The following is a 25,156-nucleotide window of genomic DNA, read 5'->3' as shown; positions in this document are numbered from 1 at the left end:
GGAATATGTTCATATGAGCGCGCGAAGGGCCTAAAAAAGCGCGGGGGCGGGCCTGGTTGCGGTGACATGTAAACGAAAATTATTAATTGTATATTTGGCGTATACATTCCCCGATGCCTGTATGAAGCCGATCTTGTACCTGTGCTTATTGTTCCCGTTCCGCTTGTTGGCCCAGCAGCCCGGCTTTGTTGCGCCCGATACCGTTTGCGTAAATACGGAGATCTCCTTACAAAATACCGTTGCCGGCGCCGGCTCTTATTTCTGGAATTTCTGCTCCGGGAACGTGTATAATCCCCCTGAACTGCAAAACCTCGGTAACCCCGGCGGATTACTGAACACACCCGTGCATACCGTTATTGCGAAAGATGGGAATGATTACTACGTTTTCCTGGTAAACAATACAGACCAGCGGCTCGTAAAACTTGCATTCGGCAGCAGCCTGCTGAATGCACCGTCAGCATCGTACGTGCCCGGTGTCACCATTACCCGGAGCGGGGAGGGGATACAGTTGATTGAAGATGCGGACGGCTTTCACCTGGTCATTGTGGGCGGCACCGTTGCGCAAGGCCCTGCGGTGATGAAGGTAGATTTTGGCGCCAGCCTTTCCAACCCGGTGCCCACCGTCACCAACTGGGGCAACATAGGTAATATGGCGTACCCGAACGACCTTTTCACATTTGAAGAAGGCGGTGTGTTTTACGGATTTACGGTCAATTTTGAAAACAATACCATCACCCGGCTCAGGTTTGGCGCTGATCTGAATGCCACGCCCACGGGTGTGAACCTGGGCAGCTTTGGTCTGCTAGACAGGCCCGCGGGGCTTTATGCCATAAAAGAAAACGGCTCCTGGTACGTGTTTGTGGTGAACGAGCGCAGCCACAAGCTGGTGCGGCTCGATTTCGGCACCAGCCTCCTGAATACGCCTGCAGCGGTAGACCTCGGCAATGCCGGCGGCCTCCTGCGGCACCCGCGCGATATTACTTTTGTGAGGGAATGCGGGCAAACCATAGCCCTGGTGCTGAACGGCTCTGAACCGCATGTGCAGCCCCCGGTCAATAAGCTGGTGCGGCTGGACTTCAGCGGCGGTATTACCAGTAACATGGTAGCCGAAGACCTCGGTAACCCCGGCGGTATCCTGAACTTCCCGGTATCGCTGTCTGCGCCTTTCCGTGTCAATAATGACCTGTACGCTTTTGTTCCCAACGTAACCGGCAACAGCCTGGCGCGCGTTTCTTTCCGGTCTTGCACAGACGCCAGCGTACCCTCTTCCACCAATGCCACACCGCCCGCCTTTTCATATGCCCGGGCCGGAAAATATACTGTAACCCTTATTACGGACGAAGGCACGCCTGACCAGCAAAACTTCTGCAAAACAATAGTAGTGAAAGCCCCGCCGGTTGTTGACCTGGGCGTAGACAGGTCTGTATGCTCCGGCCAGGAGATAGCGCTGGATGCCGGGGATGGTTTCAGGGCCTATTCCTGGAGCACGGGCAGCCAGGCGCAAAAGATCTCCGCGGGTACTACCGGCACTTATTCCGTTACCGTCAGCAATGGCGCCTGCACGGCTTCTGACGAAGTGGGGCTCACTTTTTTCCCGGCATTTACCGTTGGCGCAGCCGTTACGCCGGTAGATTGCAACCATCCGGACGGCAGCGCCGTGTTGCAGGTCAGCGGCGGTACCGCGCCTTTCAGCTATGCGCTGAATGGAAATACGCCCGTAGCATCGGGCACCTTCAATGCCCTGCCGGTGGGTGACCATTCCGTGCTGGTGACAGACGTAAACGGTTGCGCGGTCACGCATCCGTTTGCCGTAACGGAAGATGCCGCCAGCATGTTGCAGACGGCTTATTCAAAAGCGGACCCTTCCTGCATGGGGCTTGCTGACGGTGCAATTGAGCTGACGGTAACGCAGGGCGTGCCGCCCTTCGAATATGCGCTGGAGAACAGCCCGTTTCAGGCAGACGGGAATTTTACCGGTCTTTCTGACGGCGCCTATAAGCTCTACATCCGCAACGGAGTGTGTCTTGACAGCCAGCAGGTGACCCTGAAAAGCCCGTTGGCCATTACAGCGGTGTTAACCACAGAGAACGAGGTCTGCAGCAGGGGCAACGGCACGGCTGAAATAAGGCTTTCTGGAGGAACGCCGCCTTATACCATCCGGTGGAACGGGAATGAGACCAATCTCCCGCAATGGCAGTCCCTTGGTGCCGGCGCTTATTACGTAACCGTTGAAGACCAGAACGGCTGCGGTGAAACCAGAGACTTCCACATCGGGAACGTAGATATACCGCGGGTAAACATCCTTAACAACGATACCACCATCAATATTGGCGAAGAGCTGGTACTGCAGGCAGAGAATGCGCCAGATTACCAATGGCAGCCGCTGGACGGATGGCTTAGCTGCCTGGACTGCGCCACGCCAGTGGCCAGGCCCTTGCGGGAAACCCGGTATATTGTGCGCACAGTGACGGGGCAGAACTGTATCAATGCTGATACGGTGCTGGTAAAAGTGTCTTACCACCGCTCTTTCCAGATGCCGAATGCGTTTACCCCTAATGGCGATGGGGTGAACGATTTTTTCAGGCCGGTTTCCAAAGGGGTGATCGTGTACAACATGCAGATATACAACCGATGGGGCCAGTTGATATACCAGGGCACGCAACCTAAAACGGGTTGGGATGGCAAGCTCAACGGGGTGCCGCAGGAGGCGGGCACTTATGTTTATTTTATACAATATGGTTTCTGGGGCAATGAAGGAGATGTACAGCTGAACAGTAAAAAGGGAACTTTTACGCTGTTGCGGTAGCCATTGCCGTCCAATAAAAAAGCCGCCTCATATGAGGCGGCTTTTTCTGTATGGTACCTTTATCAGAGGTTTGCCTGTATCTTTTTGTCGAGCACTGCCTTGGGCACTGCGCCTACCTGCTTGTCAACCACCTGGCCATTCTTGATGAACAGGATGGCAGGAATGCTGGTAATACCGTAGTTCATGGAGATCTGCGGGTTATTGTCCACATTCACTTTCCCGATGTTCACTTTACCATCGTAGTCTTTAGACAGTTCCTCGATCACCGGGCCAATTGCACGGCAGGGACCGCACCATTCTGCCCAAAAATCCACCACGGTCAGTTTGTCCGAGTTCAGTACGGTGGTTTGAAAGTTCGCATCTGTGAATTCTAAAGCCATTTTTATAGATTTAAAAGTTTATAATTTTGTTAAATGATTGGTTTTTAATGGTTTGATCCTTGGTTTGTATCCGCATCGCTTTGCAATATATACAAAAACCAAACCGGTGTAAAAGTACTGCTTTTTTGACACGCCTACTTATTGATTGTGTCAATATAGATATCGATATCCGGCTGATTCTCGAAGAACTGCGCCAGTTCGTCATTCATTTCGATATGCCGGTTAAAAGTGTGCAGTTTTACCTGCAGCTCTTCCTGCTGGTCTATCAGTTGCATCAGTATTTCGCACTTGCCGGGGTATTTGGCGGAATTGTCCGCCAGGAAGTCGATTACTTTTCCCGTAATGAACTGCGGCTGGGTGATCAGGCATAGCTTGCGGGTATGGGTGCGTTTCACTTCCTGCAGCAGTTGCATGCTTTGCACCTTGAACTCGTATTCGTTCTCGTTGAACCGCCTCGGTTTGAAGGCGCCGTTCACATACAGGCAGATGCCCTGCTTGAAGTGGGTGGTAAACCGCAGATAGTCTTCGCTCCAGAGGGCAAACTCGAACTTGCCGGTATAGTCTTCCAGCGTCATGATGCCAAACTGCTTGTTGTTCCGCGAAATGCGTTCCACCGCGCCGGTAACATATACGGCCATGCGGAAAGAACGTTCCTTGCCCTTGTTGTTATCCGATGGGGTGCTGATCTGCGTCTGGTATTCCAGCACTTCCGCAATGGTTGACATGTTGTAGTATTTCAGCTCAAACTTGTAATCGTCAAGCGGGTGGCCGGAAATATAAATGCCGGTAATATCCCGCTCATTGTTGAGCTTGATGCTCAGCGGCCAGGGGTCGCAGGCAGGGATTTTCGGCGGGAGTATTTCGGGCATCAGTTCGTCTCCAAAGAGGCTGCCGGCGTTCTGGCTGCCGGCCTGGGCCTGCTGCCCGAATTTGATCACTTTTTCCAGCCCGTTGGTATGATCCCCGTCCGGCTTGTGGAAGTACTGGGCGCGGTGCAGCTCGGGGAAGCAGTCCAGCGCGCCAGACATGGCCAGCGCCTCCATGGATTTTTTGTTCACGGCCCGCTGGTTCACACGTTTGACCATATCAAACACGCTGGGGTAGGCGCCGTTCTTTTCGCGTTCTTCGATAATGCTTTCAATAGCGGCCTCGCCCACGCCTTTCAGGCCTGCCAGCCCGAAGCGCACCTGGCCGCGTTTATTCACGGCAAAACCCTTGTAAGACTCGTTCACATCAGGCGGCAATACGTCCAGCCCCATGCGTTTACACTCCTCCATAAAGAAGGTGATCTTTTCCAGGTTGCTGGCGTTGTTCAGCACGGCGGCCATGTATTCGGCAGGGTAGTGGGCCTTGAGATAGGCGGTCTGGTAGGCCACAAAGGCGTAACAGGTGGAGTGGGACTTGTTGAAGGCGTAAGATGCAAAGGCCTCCCAGTCTGTCCACACCTTGTCACACATCTTGAGATCGTGCCCGTTGGTTTTGCAGCCTTCCATGAACTGGGCTTTCATTTTGTCCAGCACGGCCTTTTGTTTCTTACCCATGGCTTTACGCAGGATGTCTGCGTCTCCTTTGGAGAAGTTGGCCATTTTCTGGCTGAGCAGCATCACCTGTTCCTGGTATACGTTGATACCGTAGGTTTCCGCCAGGTATTCCTCCATCACCGGTACGTCGTAAGTAACCGGTTCCAGGCCGTGTTTACGGCGTATGAAAGTGGGGATGTACTCCAGCGGGCCGGGGCGGTACAGGGCGTTCATGGCAATGAGGTCGGCAAATTTGTCCGGCTTCAGCTCCCGGAGGTATTTCTGCATGCCGGGACTTTCAAACTGGAAGGTGGCGTTGGTTTCCGCCTTCTGGTACAGCTCAAAGGTCTTGGGGTCATCCAGCGGAATATCGTCTATGATGATGTCTATGCCATGGTTCTTTTTGATCATTTCCAGGGCGCCTTTGATGATGGTAAGGGTTTTGAGCCCGAGAAAGTCCATCTTGATAACGCCGGCGCTCTCAATCACGTTGCCTTCAAACTGGGTCACCAGCAGGTCCGAGTCTTTTGCCGTGGTAACGGGTATCAGTTCTGAAAGGTCTTTGGGGGCAATGATGATGCCTGCGGCGTGAATGCCTGTATTGCGCACGGAGCCTTCCAGTACGCAGGCCTCCCGCAGCACTTCGCCCTGGAGGTCTGCGCCCTTGATCAGCTCGCGGAGCTTTTTGACGTTTTCCAGGTCTTCCGCGGCCAGGCCTTCTTTTTCGGCCAGGCTCTTTTCCCCGTCTAGCGGGGCGTTGAAGATGCGGCCCAGCTGAATGCCGGGTTTGTCAGGCACCAGTTTGGCCAGGGCGTTGGAATCTTGCAGGGGCAGGTCCATTACGCGGGCCACGTCCTTGATGCTCATTTTGGCGGCCATGGTACCGTAAGTGATGATCTGCGCTACCTGTTGTTTGCCGTATTTGTCTACTACGTAATCAATTACCTTTTGCCGGCCTTCATCGTCAAAGTCCGTATCAATATCGGGCATGCTCTTACGCTCGGGGTTGAGGAACCTTTCGAACAGCAGGTCATACTTGATAGGGTCAATATTGGTGATGCCGATGCAGTAGGCCACCGCGGAGCCGGCGGCGGAACCGCGGCCGGGGCCTATGAACACGCCCAGGTCACGGCCGGCCTTGATGAAGTCGGATACAATGAGGAAGTAACCGGCAAATCCCATGTTCTCGATCACGTTCAGCTCAAAGTTGAGCCGTTCTTCAATTTCAGCCGTTATTTCCGCGTAGCGTTTGTGGGCGCCTTCCATGGTCAGGTGGCGGAGGTACTGGTCTTGCGTAAAAAACTCCGGAGGAATGGGGAAGTTGGGCAGCAGAATGTCCCGCTTGAGGTCCAGCAGCTGCACCTTGTCCACGATCTCGTTGGTATTGTCTATAGACTCCGGCAGGTCATGGAACAGTTGCGACATTTCCTGCGTGTTCTTGAAATAGAACTGGTCGTTATAGAACGCAAAGCGTTTGTTCTTTACGCTCACATCATCGTCAGAAAACTCTTTATTGGTAGGCGTGCTTTTCTTTTCGCCGGTGTTGATGCAAAGCAGGATGTCATGCGCGTTGGCATCTTCCTGCTCCACGTAGTGGGAGTCATTGGAGGCAATGATCTTCACATTGTACTTGCGGGCAAATTTTACCAGCGATTCATTGACCGTGATCTGCTCCGGTATGCCGTGACGCTGCATTTCCACGTAAAAGTCTTCCCCGAAAATATCCAGCCACCATTTAAATTCCTTTTCGCCGGCTTCTTCTCCGTGTTTCAGGATGGTTTTGGGCACGGATGCGCCCAGGCAGCAGGTAGTGGCAATGAGGCCTTTATGGTATTGCAGGATCAGCTCCTTGTCAATGCGGGGATATTTGCCATACAGCCCTTCAATATAACCGATGGAGCAAAGTTTGATGAGGTTGCGGTAGCCTTCGTCATCTTTGGCCAGCAGCACCTGGTGGTAGCGGATGTCTTTTTCTTCGCGGGTAAACTGTCTTTTATGGCGGTTTTCTACCAGGTAGAACTCGCAGCCCACAATAGGCTTTACTTTCAGGCGTTTATCTTTAGGGTCTTCCGGGTTCAGCTTGTGGTTATATGCTTCTGCAACAAACTGGAAGGCCCCGAACATGTTGCCATGGTCTGTAATGGCAAGGGCCGGCATATTGTCCGCTATGGATTTCTTGTAGAGCTGCTTGATGTCTGCAGCCCCGTCCAGCAGCGAAAATTGCGTGTGTACGTGCAGGTGGGAGAATTTCATCGTTCGCTTCTTAAAATCGGTTAATTACATCGTGTAGCAAGTAACAAAAATCGACTTTTTTTTTATATTGCAGGCATTTTAAAATCGTGCAAATGACCAGAAGACCCGGAAAACCATATCTTGCCTTACCACTGGCGGCGCTGCTCTTCGGAAGCTGCGCCCTGCTGAAGCCGCAGCAGCAAACCGTAGCAAAGGAAGAAGCGAAACCGGCAGGGGATATTGAGTTTATAGATGGCATTGCCATTGCGCGGGACGGTAAAACTTCAAAGCATGAGTACAAAGGCCGCAACACCACGGTAAAAGACGTGCCCTTCTCGGTGAACGGTATTGAGAACGCCCGGCCCTGGCAGTTCAAGTACGCGCAACTGCTGGACCTGCCGGTAGAAGATGTGGTGAACGAGAAGCTGTACGGTTTTATTGAAGAATGGTGGGGCACCCCGTACCGCCTGGGCGGCAGCTCCAAAACAGGCATTGATTGTTCCAACTTTGTAAATACGTTAATGGGCGCCGTGTTCCAGGTATCCCTGGCCGGCAATTCCATACAGCTGTATAGCCAGGTGCAGCACCTGAAAAAGCGGAAAGACCTGCAGCTTGGGGACCTGGTGTTTTTTGCCATCAACCGCCGGAAACGCATTTCACATGTAGGCATTTACCTTGAGAACGACCGTTTCGTGCATGCTTCTTCCAGTGCCGGGGTGGTGATCAGCGACCTTCGGGAACCGTACTGGGTGCGCTATTACGCGGGCGCGGGCCGTGTGAATTAAGATTATCTTTAATTTTATTACTTTTGGCCCTATGGGTTTCGATATTTCTGCCATTAACTTCCTGTTCCATACCCGAAAAAAGGACGTTCCGTTTACCAAAACATTAATGCTGGGCCGCCAGAGCTATCAACTGGATGAATTTGCTTTCAGAAAGTGTTTTGTGCAGAACGGGCGCCAGGCGGCAACAGCCACGGCCTTGCTGCAGGAAGACGGGGCGTACGTGGAGCCTTTCCTCCGCTACCTGGGCGCAGAAACGGTGCATAGCATGGACGCCTCTTCTTACGAGAACGCTACCCTCATTCACGACCTCAACCAGCCAATCCCCGCCGAATGGCGCCAGCAATATGACCTGGTAATAGACACCGGTACGCTGGAGCATGTATTCAACTTCCCCGTGGCCATTGCCAATGCCATGCAACTGGTGGCCGCTGGGGGGCATTATATCAGCATTACCCCTGCCAACAACTATTTCGGGCATGGCTTCTACCAGTTCAGCCCCGAGCTGCTGTACCGGGTGCTTTCCCCGGAAAACGGCTTCAGGGTGGAGCAGATGGTGTTTACCACCACCAGGCCTTTTACGGACTGGTACGAGGTACCGGACCCTAAAGAAGTGCGCAGCCGCGTGATCCTGGAGAACACCCGGCAATCTTACCTGATGACGCTGGCAAAGAAGCTGGCGGACCAGCCGCTGTTCCAGACCACGCCGCAGCAGAGCGATTATGAGCATATAGCCTGGCAGGAGCAGCAATCCCTGGCCGCGGCCGGCGGTAAGGGGCTGGTGCAGCAGCTGGCGGCAAAACTGCCGGAATCTGTAAAAGACCGTATCCGCCATTGGCGTACCGTACTCCGGGGCAGGCATTTCAGGGCCATGTTCCGCGAAACCGGCAGCGGGCGCCCGGATTTCTTCAGGAAAGTGAACCGCCCGGCATGAAGATAGCCCTCCTGTTCATCGGCACCGGCAAATACAGCATTTTCTGGGAAGGTTTTTTTACCAGCGCGGAACAGTATTTCATTCCTGCGGCACAAAAGGAATATTTTGTTTTTACGGACGATGCGGCGCTTCCGTACAAGAATGACCCGAAGGTGCATGTGTACCACCAGGAGCGCCTGGGCTGGCCGTATGACACATTAATGCGCTTCAGCATCTTCTACCGCGCTGAAAAAGCGCTGCGCGGTTTCGACTACATTTTCTTCTTCAATGCCAATGCGGAATTTATACGCCCCATCAGCGCGGGTGAAATATTGCCCGGCCTGGAGCATAACGGCCTTACGGTAGTATTGCACCCGGGGTATTACAACAAGCCCGCCGGCAAATTGCCCTATGAACGGTCCCGCAAATCCACGGCATTCATGCCCCGGAGCGGCCGGCAACAGTATTTCCAGGGCTGCCTGAACGGCGGCACGGGAGCGGCTTACATGCAACTGGTGGAAACGCTGATGAACAATACGCAGGCAGACCTGGACAGGGGGATCATTGCTGTCTGGCATGATGAGTCTCACCTCAACAGCTATATGGCCGGCCGGCATCCCAAGGTGCTCACGCCCGCTTATGCCTATCCTGAAGGCTGGGAGCTTCCCTTTACCCCCGCCATCAGCATGCGGGACAAAGCCCGTTTCGGCGGCCACGGCTTTATGCGGCAAATCGCACCGGAGCAGGAAAAGACCCTGCTGCAACGCGTCATCCGCAGGCTGAAACGCCTCTTTTCCTGCGTGCTCTTTCCGGCGCTTATTTTTTCTGCCAATACTTTCTGACAAGGGCCAGGCCTTTGTGCCAGCTTTCGGTTACATCCTGAGACCAGCCGAATACCAGGATGGGTAGCAGGAAAATGCCCGCAAATATGGCGGAGCGGAGAATTACGCGCAGGTAATGGTTTTCCGGCGTTACCAGCCAGGCGCATACCAGCCAGCCTGCAATGCCCAGCAGCACTACATAGAGCGTTTTCAGGGAGAAAGGCTGCATTTTATAGCGGCGCAGCAGAAAGGTGAAGCGGATAATGGTGAACACGCTGATGGCAATCAGCTGTGCAATGCCTGGCCCATTGATGCCCAGGGTTTTGATAAAGTAGTAATTGAGAGGGATGCTGAGGGCAATGAGCACCAGGTTGGACACAAAATCGAACCGCCACATGTCTGACGTGCCAATGATCTGCCCGTTTACGCCCGCGCCCAGCTCCACAATGCGCCCCAGGCCGTAGAAGAGTATAATGTACCGGCCGGTCCAGTATACCGGGTTGAGGTCAAGGATGTGATAGACGGATTCCAGGTTGAGCCAGATCAGCATAAAGATCAGGATGGAAAAGATCAGCATGGTCATGGAAGAGCGGGTGTAAATGCGCTGTATCTGTTCCATGTCCTTGTCTTTCCACGCCTTTGCAAGAATAGGCACGGCAATGGCTATCATGCTGCGCTGGGGTACCTGTATCACATTGCTCACGTACGTATTGAACTCCAGCACCGCCGTACCCACCAGGCCATTGGTGCTGGTGATGAGGATGGAGTCCAGGTTCTGCTGTACGGCCACAAATACGCTGCCGCCAAAGATCCACAGGTTAAAGGTGGTCATCCTGTACGCCAGCCGGCGTGTAACGCTGCTTGTTTTAAAGGAAAATTGCAGGGTGCGCTCTTTGCGCAGGTAAATGATCAGCGCAATAAAGATGACCGCATACAGGCAGGAAAACGCGTAAATGAACTGCACGGAAGAGAAAAGCCCCGCTACCATCAGCACAATCAGAATAGTGGTTACCGCGCGCAGTGTTACCTCTTTCAGGAATATGGGGAAAACGGAGCGGTAGTGGTTATAGCTGAAGTTCTCGAACAGCGTGAAGAGCATGTAAAAGAACGCAAAAGGGTAGAGGAGGTAAAAGTATTGGAGGAAGAGGGGGGCCAGCTGGTATTTGCGGTGTATCAATCCCTCAAATATGATGGTGCCGGCGGTTACCAGCAGGAAACCCACCATGCTCACGATCAGTACAATGCCAAAGAGGTCCCGCTGCTTCAGCGGCAGGTAATCCCGGTAATAAGGATAGAATTTGTTGAGCAGGGTGGCGGTGCCAAAGGAGGCAAAAGCATAAAATATAAGGCTGCTGCTGAAGAAGATACGGGTAAGACCATATACCTCCGCCGGCACAAATTTGTTGAAGAGCACCGCATTGAGCGCCCCTATCGCAAACCCGATATAGGTGACAACGGAAGAACGCAAACTCTGTTTTCTGATTATTCCCATATGTATTTCCGCATCGGCGCCGGATCTGGTGTTTTAGGCCTTATATAATGCTTTCAATGATAATAAGGGCGAAATTAAATATTTTTGCGACTTAAAATCTGTTTGTCATTGATCATTGTTCAACTCAAAGGCGGGCTGGGTAACCAGATGTTCCAATATGCGGCAGGGCGGGCGCTGGCCCTGCGCACGGGCGCCCCGCTGCTGCTGGATACCGGCAGCTACGAGCCCAAACAGGCCGGCATGTACGCGCTCAACGGTCTGCAAGTGCAGGCCGGCATAGCTGCACCTGCCGAGCTGCAGGCCTTTGAGCAGGGGGTGGCGGCAAAGGTGCTGAACAGGCTGCTGCCGCCCGCCATGCGCCGGGTATACCGGGAGCCGCATTTTCACTACGATGCCGCTTTTACCCGTATGCGCCCGCCTTTGTACATGAAAGGCTACTGGCAGAGCTGGAAGTATTTTAGGGAAGCGGAAGAGCCCGTACGCACGGATTTCAGGTTTGCCGGCGCTTTTTCCGCCGCCATAGAAGAAAAAGCGGCCCTGTTGGAAAGTACAGAGAGCGTAGCCATGCATTTCCGCCGGGGAGATTATACGCAGGAGATAACGGTCAATTACCATGGCATCTGCGGGCCGGCGTACTACAACAACGCCGTGCGGCAGCTGCCCGCCGGCATACAGTATTATATTTTTACCAATGACCCCGCCTGGGTGCGGGAAAACCTGCCCCCCGGCATATCCGCGGAGATATTGAGCGGCACGCTAAGCCATACGCAGTATGAAGACCTGTACCTGATGAGCCGCTGCCGCCACCAGGTGATCGCCAATAGCAGCTATAGCTGGTGGGCCGCCTGGCTGAACCCGTACGCGGCTAAAAAAGTGATAGCGCCCAAACAGTGGTTCAACCAGGCGCAGCATAACACCGCAGACCTGTTCCCGCCAAACTGGATAACCATTTGAATATGCCGGAAACGCCCATCATATCCGTAATACTGCCGGTGTATAACAGCGCCGCCTACCTGGCCGCTACCATGGAAAGCATCCTGTCGCAGACCTTTGGCAATTTTGAACTGATCGTGATCAACGACGGGTCTACAGACGGGAGCGACCGCATCATCCAGTCGTTCCCGGATAGCCGCATCCGTTACCTGGAGCAGCCTAACAGCGGGCTGGTGGCCACGCTCAACCGCGGTATTGCCGAGGCGCGCGGCCAATACCTGGCGCGGATAGACGGAGACGACCTCTGCCTGCCGCAGCGTTTTGCCAAACAGGCCGCCTGGCTGGACGCCCACCCGCAAACCGCGGTGGCCGGCTGCTTTGTGACCTTTATCAATGAAGCGGGAGAGGAAACCGGCGCCTGGCCGGAAGACCGCGCCAACTACACCGCCGCGCAAATACGGCAAACCCTGCCGTACCTGAACTGCATGGCCCACCCCGGTATTATGGCAAGAACGGCCGTTATGCGGCAATATGGTTACAACCCCGCCCAGCGGCATATAGAAGACTACGACCTGTGGCTGCGCATGCAGGCCAACGGCGAAGTGATGGAAAAAGTGCCCGAAACGCTGCTGTTGTACCGCGTGCATAACACTTCCATCACCAGCCATCACCTCAAAAAGAAAAACGTATTTTACAAACATTTCCGCTGCAAGTGGCGTTTCCTGAAAGAACGCCTTGGCAACGGCCGGTTCAACAGTTTTGACAGGGCCGTGCTGCGTGGAATGCTGAAAGACCTGGCAACCGCCATGGCCAAATCCTTAAAACCGGCAAAATAGATGTACCAGTGGCTGATACGGAAAAGACGGCTGGAAGATGTGATCATTTTCCCCTTTGCCCTGCTGGGCAGGCTGATAGCCCGTTTCAGGCCGCTGAAGGAAGAATATGATATCTTTTTCTTTTTCCCTTTTTACCATGTGGGCGGGGCGGAGAAAGTACATAGCGAAATAGTGAAGCTGTTCCCTGAAAAGAAGATAGCGGTGTTCTTTACCAAACGGTCTATGAACGAAGCCATGCTGCCGCGGTTCAGGGGGGGCAACATTACCATCTATAACGTAGCTGCCTATACGGACAATAAATGGCTGTATTTCCTCAACCTCACCTGGCGCGGCATTGCCGCCGGTTACATTCACCGCCAGCGCCGCACCCCGGTGGTGTTGAACGGGCAATGCAATTTTGCGTATAAACTGAGCCCGCATTTGCGGCCGCCTGTGCGCCAGATAGAGCTGATCCATTCTTTTTGCAGCTTTTCCTACATCCGCCTGCCTTTCCTGCCGTTTTACACGGCTACGGTGATGATCAGCCGGGATAGCATAGCGCAGCACCTTGCCTTGTACAAACGGTATAAGGTACCGGCGCATTTTGAGCAGCGCATCCGGCTTATTATGAACGGCATTCCGCTGCCGGACAGCATTGGTTCCGCCGGCGAAGGGCCTGTTGCGGGGCCGGGCGGGGACATGCACAACACAAACGGGCAGGCTGGAGCGCTGTCCCTGCTCTACGTTGGCCGCGGCACGGAAGAAAAACGCCCCTGGCTGGTGGCGGAAATAGCGAAAGCATCCGGCCTCCCCGCGGGCTTCCTGGGGCCGGTAGAGGCTGCCATACCGGCGGAGCTGCGGCCCTATGGGCATTTCTACGGGGAACAGACGGACGCGGCTGCCATAGACCGCATTTACCGGCAGCACCAGGTCATTATGATCACCTCCACCCGCGAAGGTTTTCCCATGGTGATCATGGAAGCCATGGCGCGGGGACTGGCCGTACTGGCCACAGATGTGGGAGACATTCCCTATCATGTAAAGAACGGGGAAAACGGCTTTCTCCTGGACCATACGCAGCCGGAAGCCGGTATAGTGGAGCAGGCGGTGCAATGCCTGGCCCGCTGGCGGCAGCACCCGGAGCAACTGCAGGCCATAGCGGCGGCCAATATCCGCTACGCGCGTGAACATTTCGGGATGGAGGCATTTGCACAGGCCTACCGCTCGCTTTTGCTGGAATTATGAAACAACTGTCTGTCATCATCATCACTTACAACCGGCCAGACGATCTGCTGGCGCTGTTGCAGAACCTGGCCGGCCAGCAGCAGGCCGGCAGCCTCCTGAAGGAAGTGATCATCATCAATAATGCGTCCACCGCTGATTATACGCCGGTGCAGGCCTTTATTGCCGCGCATGCCCACCTTCCTTTCCGCTACCACTATTCACAGGAGAACCTGGGGGTGGCGCGGGGCCGCAACCTGGGCATTTCCATGGCTTCCGCGCCTATACTGGTCACTATAGATGATGATGCGGCCTTTCAAAACAATACCGCCCTGCAGCAGATAGAAGCGGCCTTTGCCGCCCCGCTGCTGACAGATCACCGTACCGGCATTCTTTGCTTCAAGGTACTGTATGCCAGCACCGGGCAAATGCAGGTGAACGCCTTTCCCCACAAACAGTTTGAAAAATATCACCGCAAGCCTTTCTTTCTGGCCCCTTATTTTATCGGCTGCGGGCATGCCGTGCTCAAAGAAGTATATGAAAAGGCCGGCGTGTACCCGGTTGATTTTTTTTACGGCATGGAAGAATATGACCTCACCTACCGCGTAATAGAACAGGGCTACAGCATTGCCTACGATGCGGATATTGTGGTGCTCCACAACGAATCTCCCCTGGGCCGCACGCCGCAGCTGATCAAGATGAAAATGTTATGGGTGAATAAAAGCAAGGTGGCCTACCGTTACCTGCCAAAGCTGTATTTCTGTACCACCGCCGTGATGTGGTCCCTGGAGTTCCTCCAAAAAACATCGTGGAACTGGAAGGAATGGGCCGGCGGCTGGCGCGAAATATGGCGCATTCCGGGCCGGGAACGGCGAACGCCGCTGGGAGAAAAAGCAAAGGAATACCTGCGGAGCGTAGGCGCAAGGTGGTGGTATTGAATAAAAAGGCTTTCCTGCCGCCCGAAGAATACCGCTGTATGGGTGCTGTTCCCGAAAAGCGGCCCATCATCATCCCGGCACCTTTTTTGAAGTACCGTGCCCAGTACAAAACCATGTACCATGCGCAGCACCTTATCTCTTCTCTGTATGGCCATTCTTGCTTCTGCCTGGAGCAAAAAAGACAGCAATGACCCCGTAATCCTCAAAGACATGGCCTACGGCCCCGATGCCCGCCAGAAAATGGACGTGTACCTGCCATCTGCCCGCTCCGCCAATACGCCCGTGGTGGTGTTTTTGCATGGCGGTGGATTTGTGGCGGGAGACAAGGCAGACCTGCATGCGCAGATGCAAAGTTTTTCCGCCAAAGGGTACGCGGTGCTGAACGTGAACTACCGGCTGGTGGAGGTGTACTACAGGGCCATTGGCCATGAGCCGGTAAATGCCAACAAGCTGGCCTATATGGCGGTAAGCCCTTACTGGATAGTGGCCAGCGGCGGCAGCGCCAGGGCCACCATCAACATACGGCCCGAAAACAATGAAGCGTTCAACATGCCGGATGTCAGCAAAACCCTCTGCGATGCGTTTACCAACGCCCTCAACGATAAACAGGTACCGAACAAACATGTGCAGGTCAATGGCGCAGATCATGGCTTCAGCAAACCCGGCAACTGGGAACAGGTGATCAGCGAAACGGACGCCTTTTTCAGGCAGTACGTGCCATCATAAAAAAAGGGCGCCCCGAAGGAACGCCCGTTCAATTCATTCCTATGTGCCTATGCCGCAGGCGCAGCGCGGCGCCTCCTGATCTCGTATACCAGCGCACCGGCCAGCAACACCAGCATCAGTATGGAAGACCAGCGGGAAATAGCATTGCCCAGGTAGTAGGAGCGCGGCTCGAACTTCATTTCAATGGTATGTTCCCCGGCGGGTATTTTCACACCGCGCAACAGGTAGTTCACCCGCACTATTTCATCTTTTTTCCCGTCTATATACACATTCCAGCCCGCAGGATAATACACGTCCGAGAACACCGCCAGGCCGGGTTGGGTGTTGGCGCTTTTGTAGTTCAGCTGGTTGAGGCCGTATTGCGTGAGCGTAATATGGCTGGCGGAGTCCCTGCCTGGTGCAAAGTTGTTCAATACCGGTTTGAAGCGCTCGTCAATAACAGCGGCATGACCGGTGGGCAGGTGATCCAGCGTTTTCATTTCCTCGTCCGCATTTTTAGCCCACACCAGGCTGTCTACGAACCAGGCATTGCCCAGTGCTGCGGGGTTCTGCTGGTAAGCCAGCTGCCCCGCGCTGTCCGCGAAAATGATGTATTTGGCGTTCAGCATGTTCAGCACGCCGGGCGTGCCTTTGGTGATCTGGTGAACGATCAGGTCTTGATACAGCGCCAGCTTCACCGGGCTGTAGCCTCCCACCGCCTTGTGGTGGTAAGAGTTCAGCGCGTCCTGAAAATTAACGGCATTGAATACACGGTAATACGGATCTTTATCCTGTTTGATGGCCAGGTCTACAGGGCTGGGCGCAAAGATCCTGCTGTAGTCTTGAGGCGTTACGTAATTCTTTTTATTGAGATAGCGGTAGGCTACCGGTACCTGGTCAACTGCCACCAGTATGGTCATGGCGGCAAAGAACACCACCGGTTTTACTTTTTGCTGCAGCAGCGCCCACAGGAGGGCAAAAGCCACGGCTATAATGGCCAGGCTGCGGAAGGCATCTATGCGCAGCAGGGAAGCGCGGTCTTCAATAATGGCCGTCATCATGGTGTCAATGATCTGCTGGTTGCCCTGCGTGATCTGTGTATAAAAATTCCGGGCGTAATCTGTAGCGGACGTGAAATGGATGATGCCAAAGGAGCCGATGATCAGCGCCAGGCAAATGCCGCCGGTGATATAGAATGCTTTTTTGAGCTGTTTGATGAGCAGCGGCTTGTCAATTTTGCCGGCCACCGCCTCGTTCAGCGCCCAGCAGGCCAGCAACGGCACCAGCACCTGCGGGATGATGAGTGCCTGCGCGGGCGCCCTGAATTTATTGTACAGCGGCAGGTAATCGAACAGCAGGTAGTTGAACGTGGCAAAGCTGTCTCCCCAGGCCAGCAACACCCCGAGTACAGACGCGGCCACTATCCACCATTTGTTGAAATCTTTTACAATGAACAGCGCCAGCACAAACAGGAAGATGATCACTGCGCCCCAGTAAATGCCGCCGTCTACCATGCTCTGCGGCCCCCAGTAGCGGGGCGAGTTGGCGGCGTACTGCTCCGCTTGCGCGGCCGGCATGCCCAGGCTGGTGTAGGCTTTGTAGGTAGCGCTGGAAGTAGACAAAGGCCCCATGCTGGGCCCGCCGTACAGGTTGGGCGCAAATATGGTCAGCGGCTCGGTGATGCCCTGGCTCCACTGGAAAGCGTAGCTTTTGGTGAGCCCCCCGGCGGATTTGTCTCCTTCTTCCCCTTCAGGGGCGGATAGTTCGGAGTGGCCGCCGCGCATGGTATACTTGGAATATTCAGAGGTGGTCCAGATGTTGACGGTAGAAGGCAGTATGGATAACGCCCCGGAAACGACTAATACCAGGGAAGCCTTGATAACATGCGCCACCTGTTGCGTACGGATGGCATGCACCACGTACACCACGCCAATGATAAGGCACACCAGCAGCACGTAGTACAATATCTGGTAGTGGCCAGACGTGGTCATCAGCGCCAGCGTAATGCAGGTAATAACGCCGCCAATCCAGTACCTGCCGCGGTAGGTCAGCAAAATACCCGCCAGCATGGGCGCTATGTACGCAATGGTGAACATCTTTGTATCATGCCCGGCGGAAATGATGATGGACGTGTAGGACGTAAACCCGAAAGCAATGGCGCCTATAACGGAGACCCAATGCCGGAAGCCCATTACATTCAGCAAAATATAAAAGCCCAGCATGGCCAGGAAAAAGAAATTCACCGGTTTGGGCAGCCCCAGGGTCAGTATCAGGTGCAGGAAATAAGTATAATTGTCTTGCGCCATAAAGATCTGGTAGGTGGGCATGCCGCCAAACATGGCATTGGTCCACAAGGGATCTGTGCCGGTGGCGTTTTTGTATTCGCGGGCCTCCTGTGACATGGCTTGCCATTGTACCGTATCATTCTGCCTGATTTCCAAGCCTTCCAGCACCGGGCTGCAGAACAGAAATGCAAGCCCCAGGAAGATGAGGATGGCATACACATGCGGGAGAACGGCTTTTTGCCAGTTTTGCTTCATCGGGTAAAACAGATTTAGTTTTAAAGAATCCAAAATAACTGTATTTTATCCGAAATTTCAATATGAGCTGGCTGAGGTTCCTGATAAAGTTGAGCTTTATTTGTAATTGCTGTTATTTGATCGGCTTTGTGATCAGGATGATGGACCATACAGACGCCTGGGAGCATGTGGTGAAACATGTGATGGTACTCGGCGGACTGGTGGCCGCGCCGCTGAATATTGTCACCTGCCTGCTGGGCGCCATCCTGCTGGTCACCCGCAAGGTGCAGTGGGCCAACATGCATCCCTATATATTTGTATTGAATGTTATTATTTTGCTTGTTCAAACGGAATTGTTCATATCATGATCACCAATATCCTGAAAGACAAACCCACCAGGCTGTTCATTATTCTGAGCGGCTTTTTTGTGGCCAACGCCCTCATTGCGGAAATCATAGGCGTGAAGATTTTTTCGCTGGAAGCCACGCTGGGCATGAGCCCCGCTAACCTGGTGATACTCGGTGACCCCTACAGCTTCAACATGACGGCGGGTGTGCTGCTATGGCCGGTGGTGTTCATCATGACAGACATTATCAATGAGTATTACGGTATGAAAGGCGTTCGTTTCCTGTCTTACATGACGGTGGGCCTGATCATTTTCGCCTTTCTTGTATTTTTCTGCGCCATCCAGCTTTCGCCCGCCAGTTTTTTTGTGACCATGAAAGTAAAGTCAGGCGTGCCTGACATGGACGCTGCTTATGGGCAGATACTGGGCCAAAGCTCGTATATCATCATCGCTTCCGTGCTGGCCTTTCTCCTTGGCCAGCTGGTGGATGTGTTCACCTTCCACAAGATCAAGAAGGTGACCGGCGAAAAGAAAATATGGCTCCGGGCCACCGGTTCCACGCTTATTTCACAGCTGATAGACAGTTTTGTTGTGCTGTTCGTAGCATTCCGCCTGGCGCCTTCTATCTATAATCCGGACGGGAACGAGGTATGGTCTATGGGGCTGGTGCTGAGCGTTTGCATCATCAATTACATCTATAAATTTACGGTGGCCATTGTGCTTACGCCCGTGATCTACTGGATACACGATATCATTGAAAAGTACCTGGGTCACGAAAAGGCCACGGAAATGAGGCAGGCGGCCATGAACAGATAAAAAGCAACAATCAATCATGTCAAAATTCACAATAAGGGTGTACGGCATCATGTTCAATGAAAAAAAGCAGGTGCTGGTGAGCGATGAATACATCCGCGGGGGGTATTACACCAAGTTTCCCGGCGGCGGGCTTGAGTTTGGCGAAGGTACGCTGGAGTGCATGGTACGGGAATGGAAAGAGGAGCTGGACCAGGATATTGAAGTAGTGGAACACATTTACACCACGGATTTTTTCCAGATATCCGCTTTTGATGATGTGAACCAGATTATCTCCATCTATTACCTCGTAAAACCGGCATCTCCCTTTACAGCGCGTTTGCTGGAGCAACCCTTCGGGTTTGATATCCCGCCCGGGGCCACGCAGGTAGAAGGCGTGCGCTGGGTAGACTGGAACGAGTTTTCGGGTGAAGCAGTGACGCTGCCTATTGACAAGGTGCTGGCGGATATTGTGAAAAAGAAGTACGCTTGAGGTGGTTACTATGACCCTAGAACCATTTTTTCTTCATAAAATACCAGCTCATCACCACGGCCGTTACAATGGCAATGGTAACGGGTATGTAGAAGGCGTACCGGGAGTGGGCGTAGGGTATTTCCACGTTCATGCCGTAAATGCTGGCCACCAGTACGGGCAGGGTGAGCACAATGGTGATGGAGGTGAGGCGCTTCATCACAAAGTTCAGGTTATTGGAAATGATGCTGGCAAAGGCATCCATGGTGCTGCTGAGGATGTTGGTGTAGATATTGGCCATTTCAAGGGCCTGTGAAGTGTCTACGATCAGGTCATGCAGGAACTCTTTCTCATCGTCATTGAGGCCCATAAAATTGGTGCGTTCCAGTTTCATGAGCAGCAGTTCGTTGCTGCGCAGGGCGGTCACGAAATATACCAGGCTTTTCTGGATACGCATCAGGTACAGCAGCTCCTCGTTACGGTTGGAGTCATACAGTTTTTGCTCCAGCAGGTTGCGGCGCTGGTTGATCTCCTTCAGGTAATCCAGGAAGTTCATCACCACTTTCTCAAACACCTTCAGTACCATCATGTTCCGTTTTTCGGGGTGGCGGTTGTGGAAGGTATTGAGGAATTTTTTGATGGCGGCGTTATCGAAAGAGTTAACGGTAACGATCTGGTTGTGGGTGAGGATGATCACGATGGGGATGGTGATGTAATAGGCGTCGCTTTCGTTGATGGAGTTGTTTTCCGTGGGTGTTTTGATAACGATGAGCTTTACGTTGTCTTCCAGCTCGAAGCGGGCCTTTTCGTCAATATCCAGGGAGTCCGTCAAAAAGTCCAGCGGAATGTCCAGCTCCTCGGAGAGCTGTTCAAACTCTGCCTGTTTGAGGGGCGGGGTAATATTCACCCAGGCGCCGTTTTCCGGGCGTTCTATGGCTACCGTGCGGGCATCTATATTTTTGAAATACTGGATCATCCGGGCGCAAAGGTAGTGGAATTAATTTACCAATAGCAGGCGGGTCAAATATTAATATTTCCTTCAAATACAAGGGTGGCGGGGCCGCACAGCCATATGTCTGAAAAGCTCCGTTCGCCGGTGCGGGTGAAGCGGATCTCCAGGTGGCCGCCGAGGGTTTCAACGGGTATGTTGTAATTGCCTTCTTCCGCGGGGGCGGCGGTGAGCGCGGCCGCGGTAACGCCGGTACCGCAGGAGTAGGTCTCGTCTTCCACACCCCGCTCGTAGGTGCGTACAAAAATGCCGTTGTCTACCTCCTGCACAAAGTTCACATTGGTGCCTTCGGCGGCAAACCGCTCATTATAACGGATTTCCCGGCCTTGTTGGTATACGTCTACTTCCTGTACGTCTGTCACGAACTTCACAAAGTGGGGGGAGCCTGTATTGAGATAAAAATACATGTTCCCTACCTCCATTGCGTCTACGTTCTGCATTTTAAGGTTAACCCAGCCATTGTCCCGGAAGCTGGCTTGGTGGGGGCCGTCTACCGCAATGAACCGCACTTCCTTTTTATCAATGCCCATTTGGCGGGCAAAAGCCGTGAGGCAGCGGCCGCCGTTGCCGCACATGCTGCCTTCGCGCCCGTCCGCATTGTAATACTTCATCTGGAAGTCGTATTCCGGGTGGGTTTCCAGCATCATCAGCCCGTCTGCGCCAATGCCAAAGCGGCGGTCGCACAGGTGGGCTATCTGTGCGGTAGTGAGGCCGCTGTAAGCGCCGTTCCGGTTGTCTACGATCACAAAGTCGTTACCGGTACCCTGGTATTTGTAGAAATGAATGTTCATGCTGGTGCAAAGGTAAAAATGTTTTTTCAGGGCGCAATGAGGCGGCGGGCAGATGCTGCGTTCTTCGGCTTGCTGAAAACGCGGGAACACAGGCGGCATAGGCTTTTACAGCACAATGTCCTCCGGTGCGCCACAAAAGGCAGGCGGCTCCGGGCGTACGTAAAACACAGGCGGTATAGGCTTTTACTGTGCAATAATGCCCAGCGCTTTCTCTATGAGCGCGTTCACGGCGGCGTTGCCGTCTTTGCTGAACTCCTGCCTGACGCGGTTGGCCACAATGGCGCTGATGGAAAGGCAGTGATGCCCCAGTACGCGGCCGAGGCCGTAAATACCGGCGGTTTCCATTTCAAAATTGGTGATGTGCCGGTTCTCGAAGCTGAAGCCGCCCAGCTGTTCTATCAGCTCAGGGTGGGAGAGGCCGCCCCGTAATGCACGGCCCTGCGGCGCGTAAAAGCCGGGGCAGGTAACGGTAATGCCGGTGTGGAAACCGTCTGTAAAGCGTTCCAGCAGCGTGGCGGCGGCCTCTATCAGGTAGGGGCGCGCGGCATTAGGCTGCAGGCGTATCTGCCCGCGGAAGGCTTCCAGCAATAGCAGCTCTTCCGGGGTATTCTGATAAGTGTAAAAAGGCAGCAGGTTATCCAGCCCCAGGCCGTGGGTGGATACCACAAAACTGTCTACCGGTATAGACTCCTGCAGGGAGCCGGCAGTGCCCAGGCGGATGATCTGCAGCGCCGCCGGTTCTTCTTTTACAAGGCGGGTATTGAAATCGATATTGACCAGGGCATCCAGCTCATTGAGCACAATATCTATGTTATCAGTGCCAATACCCGTAGACACCACAGACAGCCGTTTTTGCCCGATGTAGCCCGTATGTGTCACAAACTCGCGGTGGCGGTAAGTGCCTTCAATACGGTCAAAGTGCCGGCTCACAGCCTGCACCCTGTCAGGGTCACCTACGGTTATGACGGTATCTGCCAGCTCTTCCGGACGCACGTCCAGGTGGTACACCGCACCGCGGGCGTTGAGTATCAATTCTGATTCGGCTATTCTGGTCATATATGGTGTATTTTTTTTAATTTATAAATGAATATCTTGTAATCAGATTTGGCAAATATCGAAAATTTACTACTTTTGCAGTCCAACAAAATTAATGGTTCCGTGGCCGAGTGGCTAGGCAGAGGTCTGCAAAACCTTATACAGCGGTTCGAATCCGCTCGGAACCTCCAAAACCTTCTCTCTGGAGAAGGTTTTTTGTTTTCAGGCAGCGGCTGGCAGAAAACGAATCAAATCAAATTTCCGCATTGGGACCTGTGTCTGAAGAAGACCAATACCTAGTTCCTACCTATATCACACCTATGTTAGACCTATATCACACCTATATCACACCTATATTAGACCTATATCACACCTATATCACACCTATATTAGACCTATGTTAGACCTAGGTCTTGTCCTGATATAGGTTTACACCTTGGTTTAGAAAATACTGATATTGGTTTACAATGCTGAAAACTAATCCTGGTTCCGGCTTACAGGGTAAGCCTTGTTCTCCAGCACAGGATCTCCAAAAAAACGGCCGGGAATCATTCGCCGGCCGTCTTCCAAAAGGTTGTTATACGCATTTATAACTTCCGTACCCAGATGTTCCTGTAGCTCACCAGGTCTCCATGGTCTTGCAGCATCAGGGGCAGGGCGCCGTGTTTTTCGTAGAACGGTTTGCCGATGTACAGTGTTTTGCCCAGCAATTCCGTATTGTTCTGCACCAGGATGCCGTTGTGCAGTACGGTAATGCGCGCGGGCGTTTTCAGGCTGCCGTCTTCATTGAAGCGCGGCGCTGTCCAGATCACATCGTAGGCCTGCCATTCCCCGGGCTTTTTGCAGGCGTTCACCAGGGGGATAGCCTGTTTGTACAGGCTGCCTGCCTGGCCGTTGGAGTAGGTTTTGTTATTGTAGTTGTCCAGCACCTGCAGTTCATAATTGCTTTGCAGGAAAATGCCGCTGTTGCCGCGGCCCTGGCTTTCGCCTTTTACCACGGAGGGCGTACGCCATTCAATATGCAGCTGGAAGTCTTCGAAAGCCGCTTTGGTTTTGATGCCGCCTTTTTTAGGGGCTACCGTCATAGCGCCGTTGCTCAGCGTCCAGGGAGCGGCGCCACCCTTCTCGGACTCCCACTGGTCAAGATTTTTACCGTCAAACAGCACAATGGCGTCTGAGGGCGCGGCGGTGCCGGCGCCGGGTGTTACCACGGCCGGCACGGGTTCCCATACTTCTGTGTCTTCAGGCTTGCCCTTTTCCTGCGCATTGGCGCTGATGGCGGGTAACAGCAGGGCGGCTGATACCAGCAGGGAAGAAAAACGGTACATGTTCATTATTTAGGCAATTTATAACTGTTGTGATAAACGGGTGTGATGAGTTTGTTGGCAGCGGCGTCTGTAAACTGCTGCTTTTCCTTGTTCCAGTACACTTTCTGGCCTGTTTTAAAGGCAATATTGCCCATTTGGGCATTCACGGCTACGTTGGCGCCGGTCTGGATATCGCAGTGGAGGTCTTTCAGGTTGCGTGACTTGATCACCTCCAGGAAGTTCTTGGTATGTTTCACCAGCCCGTTGTCTGATGCTTTTACGCGGGGCACGGCTTCCATTTTATCTTTTTCAGGTATCACCTCCCAGCCGCCGCGGTCCAGCACCAGGGTGCCGTTGTTGCCCAGGAAGGCAATGCCGTGGGTACGGCCGTAGGGGCCGCCGTCTATACCGGTGGCGTGTTCCCACTGCATGTTGAAGCCGTCAAACTCGTAAATGGCCGTGAGCGTGTCTGGCGTTTCGGCCGCATCGTCCGGGTAGGCGAACTTGCCGCCGGCCGCTACCACTGATTTGGGGTTGGAGGCCTTCATGCCATAGAGCGCATAGTCTACCAGGTGTACGCCCCAGTCTGTCATCAGGCCGCCGGCATAATCCCAATACCAGCGAAAGTTGAAATGGAAGCGGTTAGGGTCAAAGGGCCGGGTTTGCGCCGGGCCCAGCCAGGTTTTATAGTCCACGCCGGCGGGAGGGGCGGAGGTGGGCTGTTTGGGGATGGACTTCATCCAGCCCATGTAGGCCCAGGCTTTTACGAGCCTCACATTGCCCAGTTTGCCGGAGTGTACAAAATCAATGGCATCGTTAAAGTGCTGCATGCTGCGCTGCCACTGGCCTACCTGCACTACGCGGTTGTGGCGCTGCTGTGCGGCTACCATGGCGCGGCACTCGGCAATGGAGTTGCCGATGGGCTTTTCAACGTATACATCTTTGCCGGCGGCGCAGGCATCTGTCATTTGCAGGCAGTGCCAGTGGTCGGGCGTGCCGATCACCACGGCGTCAATGTCTTTGTTCTCGAGCAGCTTGCGGTAGTCACTGTAGAGCTTTACGTTGGTAATGTTCTTTTTGGCCAGCTCCGCGGCCCGTTTGTCCAGCACGTTCTTGTCTACGTCGCAAAGCGCCACGCACTGCGCTTCGGGGTGGTTCAGCAGGCCGTTGAGGTTGCTCCATCCCATGCCGTTCACGCCGATGACCGCAAAATTAACACGGTCGCTGGGGGCTAATGCGCGCAGGGCAGAAGGAAAGAGGGCCGACCCGGCCAGGAAGGCACCGGAGTTCAGGAGAAAGTTTCTTCTGTGCATAAGTTTTCATGTAT

21 protein-coding genes and 1 tRNA gene are annotated in these 25,156 nt (G+C 53.7%); 13 read left to right on the top strand and 9 right to left on the bottom strand.

Going from position 1 to position 25,156, the window contains the following annotated elements; genetic code table 11:
* The first annotated feature begins 121 nt into the window (after nucleotides 1-121).
* Nucleotides 122-2,806, top strand: a complete 2,685-nt coding sequence (locus D3A97_RS20570) for a T9SS type B sorting domain-containing protein (RefSeq protein WP_119080427.1) — start codon at nucleotides 122-124, stop codon at nucleotides 2,804-2,806.
* Nucleotides 2,807-2,868: 62 nt separating this feature from the next.
* Here D3A97_RS20570 and trxA read toward each other — a convergent pair whose 3' ends face one another.
* Complete coding sequence (gene trxA / locus D3A97_RS20565) at nucleotides 2,869-3,186, bottom strand: thioredoxin (protein WP_119080426.1); 318 nt, start codon at nucleotides 3,184-3,186, stop codon at nucleotides 2,869-2,871.
* A gap of 134 nt (nucleotides 3,187-3,320) precedes the next feature.
* Entirely contained in the window at nucleotides 3,321-6,959 is a 3,639-nt protein-coding gene (gene dnaE, locus D3A97_RS20560) for a DNA polymerase III subunit alpha (RefSeq protein ID WP_119080425.1), read from the bottom strand.
* Nucleotides 6,960-7,051: 92 nt separating this feature from the next.
* Between dnaE and D3A97_RS20555 the strand changes: the two genes are divergently transcribed.
* Genes D3A97_RS20555 through D3A97_RS20545 form a run of 3 tightly spaced genes read left to right on the top strand, consistent with a single transcriptional unit; the run spans nucleotide 7,052 to nucleotide 9,475 of the window.
* The gene (locus tag D3A97_RS20555) at nucleotides 7,052-7,723 is read left to right on the top strand and encodes a C40 family peptidase (protein WP_119080424.1); all 672 of its coding nucleotides are present in this window, start codon (nucleotides 7,052-7,054) and stop codon (nucleotides 7,721-7,723) included.
* Between the two features lie 31 nt (nucleotides 7,724-7,754).
* Nucleotides 7,755-8,654: a class I SAM-dependent methyltransferase gene (locus D3A97_RS20550; protein WP_119080423.1), complete on the top strand. Its 900-nt coding sequence runs from the start codon at nucleotides 7,755-7,757 to the stop codon at nucleotides 8,652-8,654.
* Entirely contained in the window at nucleotides 8,651-9,475 is an 825-nt protein-coding gene (locus D3A97_RS20545) for a family 6 glucosyltransferase (protein ID WP_119080422.1), read from the top strand. Before D3A97_RS20550 ends, D3A97_RS20545 begins: the two co-directional genes overlap by 4 nt.
* Here the strand turns inward: D3A97_RS20545 and D3A97_RS20540 are convergent.
* On the bottom strand, nucleotides 9,450-10,946 hold the full coding sequence (locus tag D3A97_RS20540; protein ID WP_119080421.1) for a lipopolysaccharide biosynthesis protein: 1,497 nt from the start codon (nucleotides 10,944-10,946) through the stop codon (nucleotides 9,450-9,452). The two genes, D3A97_RS20545 and D3A97_RS20540, sit on opposite strands and share 26 nt — an antisense overlap.
* Nucleotides 10,947-11,054: 108 nt before the next feature.
* On the opposite strand from D3A97_RS20540, the gene D3A97_RS20535 reads away from it, so the two are divergent.
* The 5 genes from D3A97_RS20535 to D3A97_RS20515 all read left to right on the top strand — a co-directional run bounded on the left by D3A97_RS20535 (nucleotide 11,055) and on the right by D3A97_RS20515 (nucleotide 15,579).
* On the top strand, nucleotides 11,055-11,900 hold the full coding sequence (locus tag D3A97_RS20535) for an alpha-1,2-fucosyltransferase (RefSeq protein WP_119080420.1): 846 nt from the start codon (nucleotides 11,055-11,057) through the stop codon (nucleotides 11,898-11,900).
* Between the two features lie 2 nt (nucleotides 11,901-11,902).
* On the top strand, nucleotides 11,903-12,715 hold the full coding sequence (locus D3A97_RS20530; protein WP_119080419.1) for a glycosyltransferase: 813 nt from the start codon (nucleotides 11,903-11,905) through the stop codon (nucleotides 12,713-12,715).
* Complete coding sequence (locus tag D3A97_RS20525; RefSeq protein ID WP_119080418.1) at nucleotides 12,716-13,939, top strand: glycosyltransferase family 4 protein; 1,224 nt, start codon at nucleotides 12,716-12,718, stop codon at nucleotides 13,937-13,939.
* Nucleotides 13,936-14,853, top strand: a complete 918-nt coding sequence (locus D3A97_RS20520; RefSeq protein WP_119080417.1) for a glycosyltransferase family 2 protein — start codon at nucleotides 13,936-13,938, stop codon at nucleotides 14,851-14,853. Before D3A97_RS20525 ends, D3A97_RS20520 begins: the two co-directional genes overlap by 4 nt.
* Nucleotides 14,854-14,973: 120 nt before the next feature.
* Nucleotides 14,974-15,579: an alpha/beta hydrolase gene (locus D3A97_RS20515; protein WP_119080416.1), complete on the top strand. Its 606-nt coding sequence runs from the start codon at nucleotides 14,974-14,976 to the stop codon at nucleotides 15,577-15,579.
* A 47-nt stretch (nucleotides 15,580-15,626) separates the two neighbouring features.
* On the opposite strand, the gene D3A97_RS20510 is transcribed toward D3A97_RS20515, so the two are convergent.
* Nucleotides 15,627-18,098, bottom strand: a complete 2,472-nt coding sequence (locus D3A97_RS20510) for a YfhO family protein (RefSeq protein ID WP_119080415.1) — start codon at nucleotides 18,096-18,098, stop codon at nucleotides 15,627-15,629.
* A 116-nt stretch (nucleotides 18,099-18,214) separates the two neighbouring features.
* Between D3A97_RS20510 and D3A97_RS20505 the strand changes: the two genes are divergently transcribed.
* From D3A97_RS20505 to D3A97_RS20495, 3 genes are read left to right on the top strand one after another with little or no spacing between them, the layout of a single operon-like run.
* The gene (locus D3A97_RS20505) at nucleotides 18,215-18,445 is read left to right on the top strand and encodes a hypothetical protein (RefSeq protein ID WP_157986661.1); all 231 of its coding nucleotides are present in this window, start codon (nucleotides 18,215-18,217) and stop codon (nucleotides 18,443-18,445) included.
* Entirely contained in the window at nucleotides 18,442-19,239 is a 798-nt protein-coding gene (locus D3A97_RS20500) for a queuosine precursor transporter (RefSeq protein WP_119080413.1), read from the top strand. The genes D3A97_RS20505 and D3A97_RS20500 overlap by 4 nt, the downstream gene beginning before the upstream one ends.
* Nucleotides 19,240-19,255: 16 nt before the next feature.
* Nucleotides 19,256-19,708 (top strand): NUDIX domain-containing protein, encoded by a 453-nt coding sequence (locus tag D3A97_RS20495; protein ID WP_119080412.1) that lies wholly within the window; start codon nucleotides 19,256-19,258, stop codon nucleotides 19,706-19,708.
* 16 nt (nucleotides 19,709-19,724) lie between these two features.
* Here the strand turns inward: D3A97_RS20495 and D3A97_RS20490 are convergent, their stop codons facing one another.
* From D3A97_RS20490 to D3A97_RS20480, 3 genes are all read right to left on the bottom strand, one after another.
* Nucleotides 19,725-20,663, bottom strand: coding sequence for a magnesium transporter CorA family protein (locus tag D3A97_RS20490; RefSeq protein ID WP_119080411.1), 939 nt, complete (start codon nucleotides 20,661-20,663; stop codon nucleotides 19,725-19,727).
* Nucleotides 20,664-20,707: 44 nt separating this feature from the next.
* Nucleotides 20,708-21,487, bottom strand: a complete 780-nt coding sequence (gene dapF / locus D3A97_RS20485; RefSeq protein WP_119080709.1) for a diaminopimelate epimerase — start codon at nucleotides 21,485-21,487, stop codon at nucleotides 20,708-20,710.
* A gap of 183 nt (nucleotides 21,488-21,670) precedes the next feature.
* On the bottom strand, nucleotides 21,671-22,543 hold the full coding sequence (locus tag D3A97_RS20480; RefSeq protein WP_119080410.1) for a nucleoside phosphorylase: 873 nt from the start codon (nucleotides 22,541-22,543) through the stop codon (nucleotides 21,671-21,673).
* A gap of 96 nt (nucleotides 22,544-22,639) precedes the next feature.
* Between D3A97_RS20480 and D3A97_RS20475 the strand changes: the two genes are divergently transcribed.
* Nucleotides 22,640-22,713, top strand: a tRNA-Cys gene (locus tag D3A97_RS20475).
* 396 nt (nucleotides 22,714-23,109) lie between these two features.
* Here the strand turns inward: D3A97_RS20475 and D3A97_RS20470 are convergent.
* Nucleotides 23,110-23,856, bottom strand: coding sequence for a 3-keto-disaccharide hydrolase (locus D3A97_RS20470; protein WP_317126384.1), 747 nt, complete (start codon nucleotides 23,854-23,856; stop codon nucleotides 23,110-23,112).
* Entirely contained in the window at nucleotides 23,856-25,142 is a 1,287-nt protein-coding gene (locus D3A97_RS20465) for a Gfo/Idh/MocA family protein (protein WP_119080409.1), read from the bottom strand. Before D3A97_RS20465 ends, D3A97_RS20470 begins: the two co-directional genes overlap by 1 nt.
* Nucleotides 25,143-25,156 lie beyond the last annotated feature (14 nt).

Origin of the sequence: Chitinophaga alhagiae (genome assembly GCF_003568665.1) — a bacterium.
GTDB classification, from domain to species: domain Bacteria; phylum Bacteroidota; class Bacteroidia; order Chitinophagales; family Chitinophagaceae; genus Chitinophaga; species Chitinophaga alhagiae.
Note: the sequence above shows the minus strand (reverse complement) of the source record. Positions and strands in the feature narration are given on the sequence as shown.

Coding starts and splice junctions, on each gene's coding strand:
- D3A97_RS20470 (WP_317126384.1), bottom strand. CDS start 23,856: ATGAACATGTACCGTTTTTCTTCCCTGCTGGTATCAGCCGCCCTGCTG.
- trxA (WP_119080426.1), bottom strand. CDS start 3,186: ATGGCTTTAGAATTCACAGATGCGAACTTTCAAACCACCGTACTGAAC.
- D3A97_RS20530 (WP_119080419.1), top strand. CDS start 11,903: ATGCCGGAAACGCCCATCATATCCGTAATACTGCCGGTGTATAACAGC.
- D3A97_RS20555 (WP_119080424.1), top strand. CDS start 7,052: ATGACCAGAAGACCCGGAAAACCATATCTTGCCTTACCACTGGCGGCG.
- D3A97_RS20550 (WP_119080423.1), top strand. CDS start 7,755: ATGGGTTTCGATATTTCTGCCATTAACTTCCTGTTCCATACCCGAAAA.
- D3A97_RS20515 (WP_119080416.1), top strand. CDS start 14,974: ATGCGCAGCACCTTATCTCTTCTCTGTATGGCCATTCTTGCTTCTGCC.
- D3A97_RS20465 (WP_119080409.1), bottom strand. CDS start 25,142: ATGCACAGAAGAAACTTTCTCCTGAACTCCGGTGCCTTCCTGGCCGGG.
- dnaE (WP_119080425.1), bottom strand. CDS start 6,959: ATGAAATTCTCCCACCTGCACGTACACACGCAATTTTCGCTGCTGGAC.
- D3A97_RS20520 (WP_119080417.1), top strand. CDS start 13,936: ATGAAACAACTGTCTGTCATCATCATCACTTACAACCGGCCAGACGAT.
- D3A97_RS20495 (WP_119080412.1), top strand. CDS start 19,256: ATGTCAAAATTCACAATAAGGGTGTACGGCATCATGTTCAATGAAAAA.
- D3A97_RS20525 (WP_119080418.1), top strand. CDS start 12,716: ATGTACCAGTGGCTGATACGGAAAAGACGGCTGGAAGATGTGATCATT.
- dapF (WP_119080709.1), bottom strand. CDS start 21,487: ATGAACATTCATTTCTACAAATACCAGGGTACCGGTAACGACTTTGTG.
- D3A97_RS20480 (WP_119080410.1), bottom strand. CDS start 22,543: ATGACCAGAATAGCCGAATCAGAATTGATACTCAACGCCCGCGGTGCG.
- D3A97_RS20500 (WP_119080413.1), top strand. CDS start 18,442: ATGATCACCAATATCCTGAAAGACAAACCCACCAGGCTGTTCATTATT.
- D3A97_RS20570 (WP_119080427.1), top strand. CDS start 122: ATGAAGCCGATCTTGTACCTGTGCTTATTGTTCCCGTTCCGCTTGTTG.
- D3A97_RS20540 (WP_119080421.1), bottom strand. CDS start 10,946: ATGGGAATAATCAGAAAACAGAGTTTGCGTTCTTCCGTTGTCACCTAT.
- D3A97_RS20490 (WP_119080411.1), bottom strand. CDS start 20,663: ATGATCCAGTATTTCAAAAATATAGATGCCCGCACGGTAGCCATAGAA.
- D3A97_RS20510 (WP_119080415.1), bottom strand. CDS start 18,098: ATGAAGCAAAACTGGCAAAAAGCCGTTCTCCCGCATGTGTATGCCATC.
- D3A97_RS20545 (WP_119080422.1), top strand. CDS start 8,651: ATGAAGATAGCCCTCCTGTTCATCGGCACCGGCAAATACAGCATTTTC.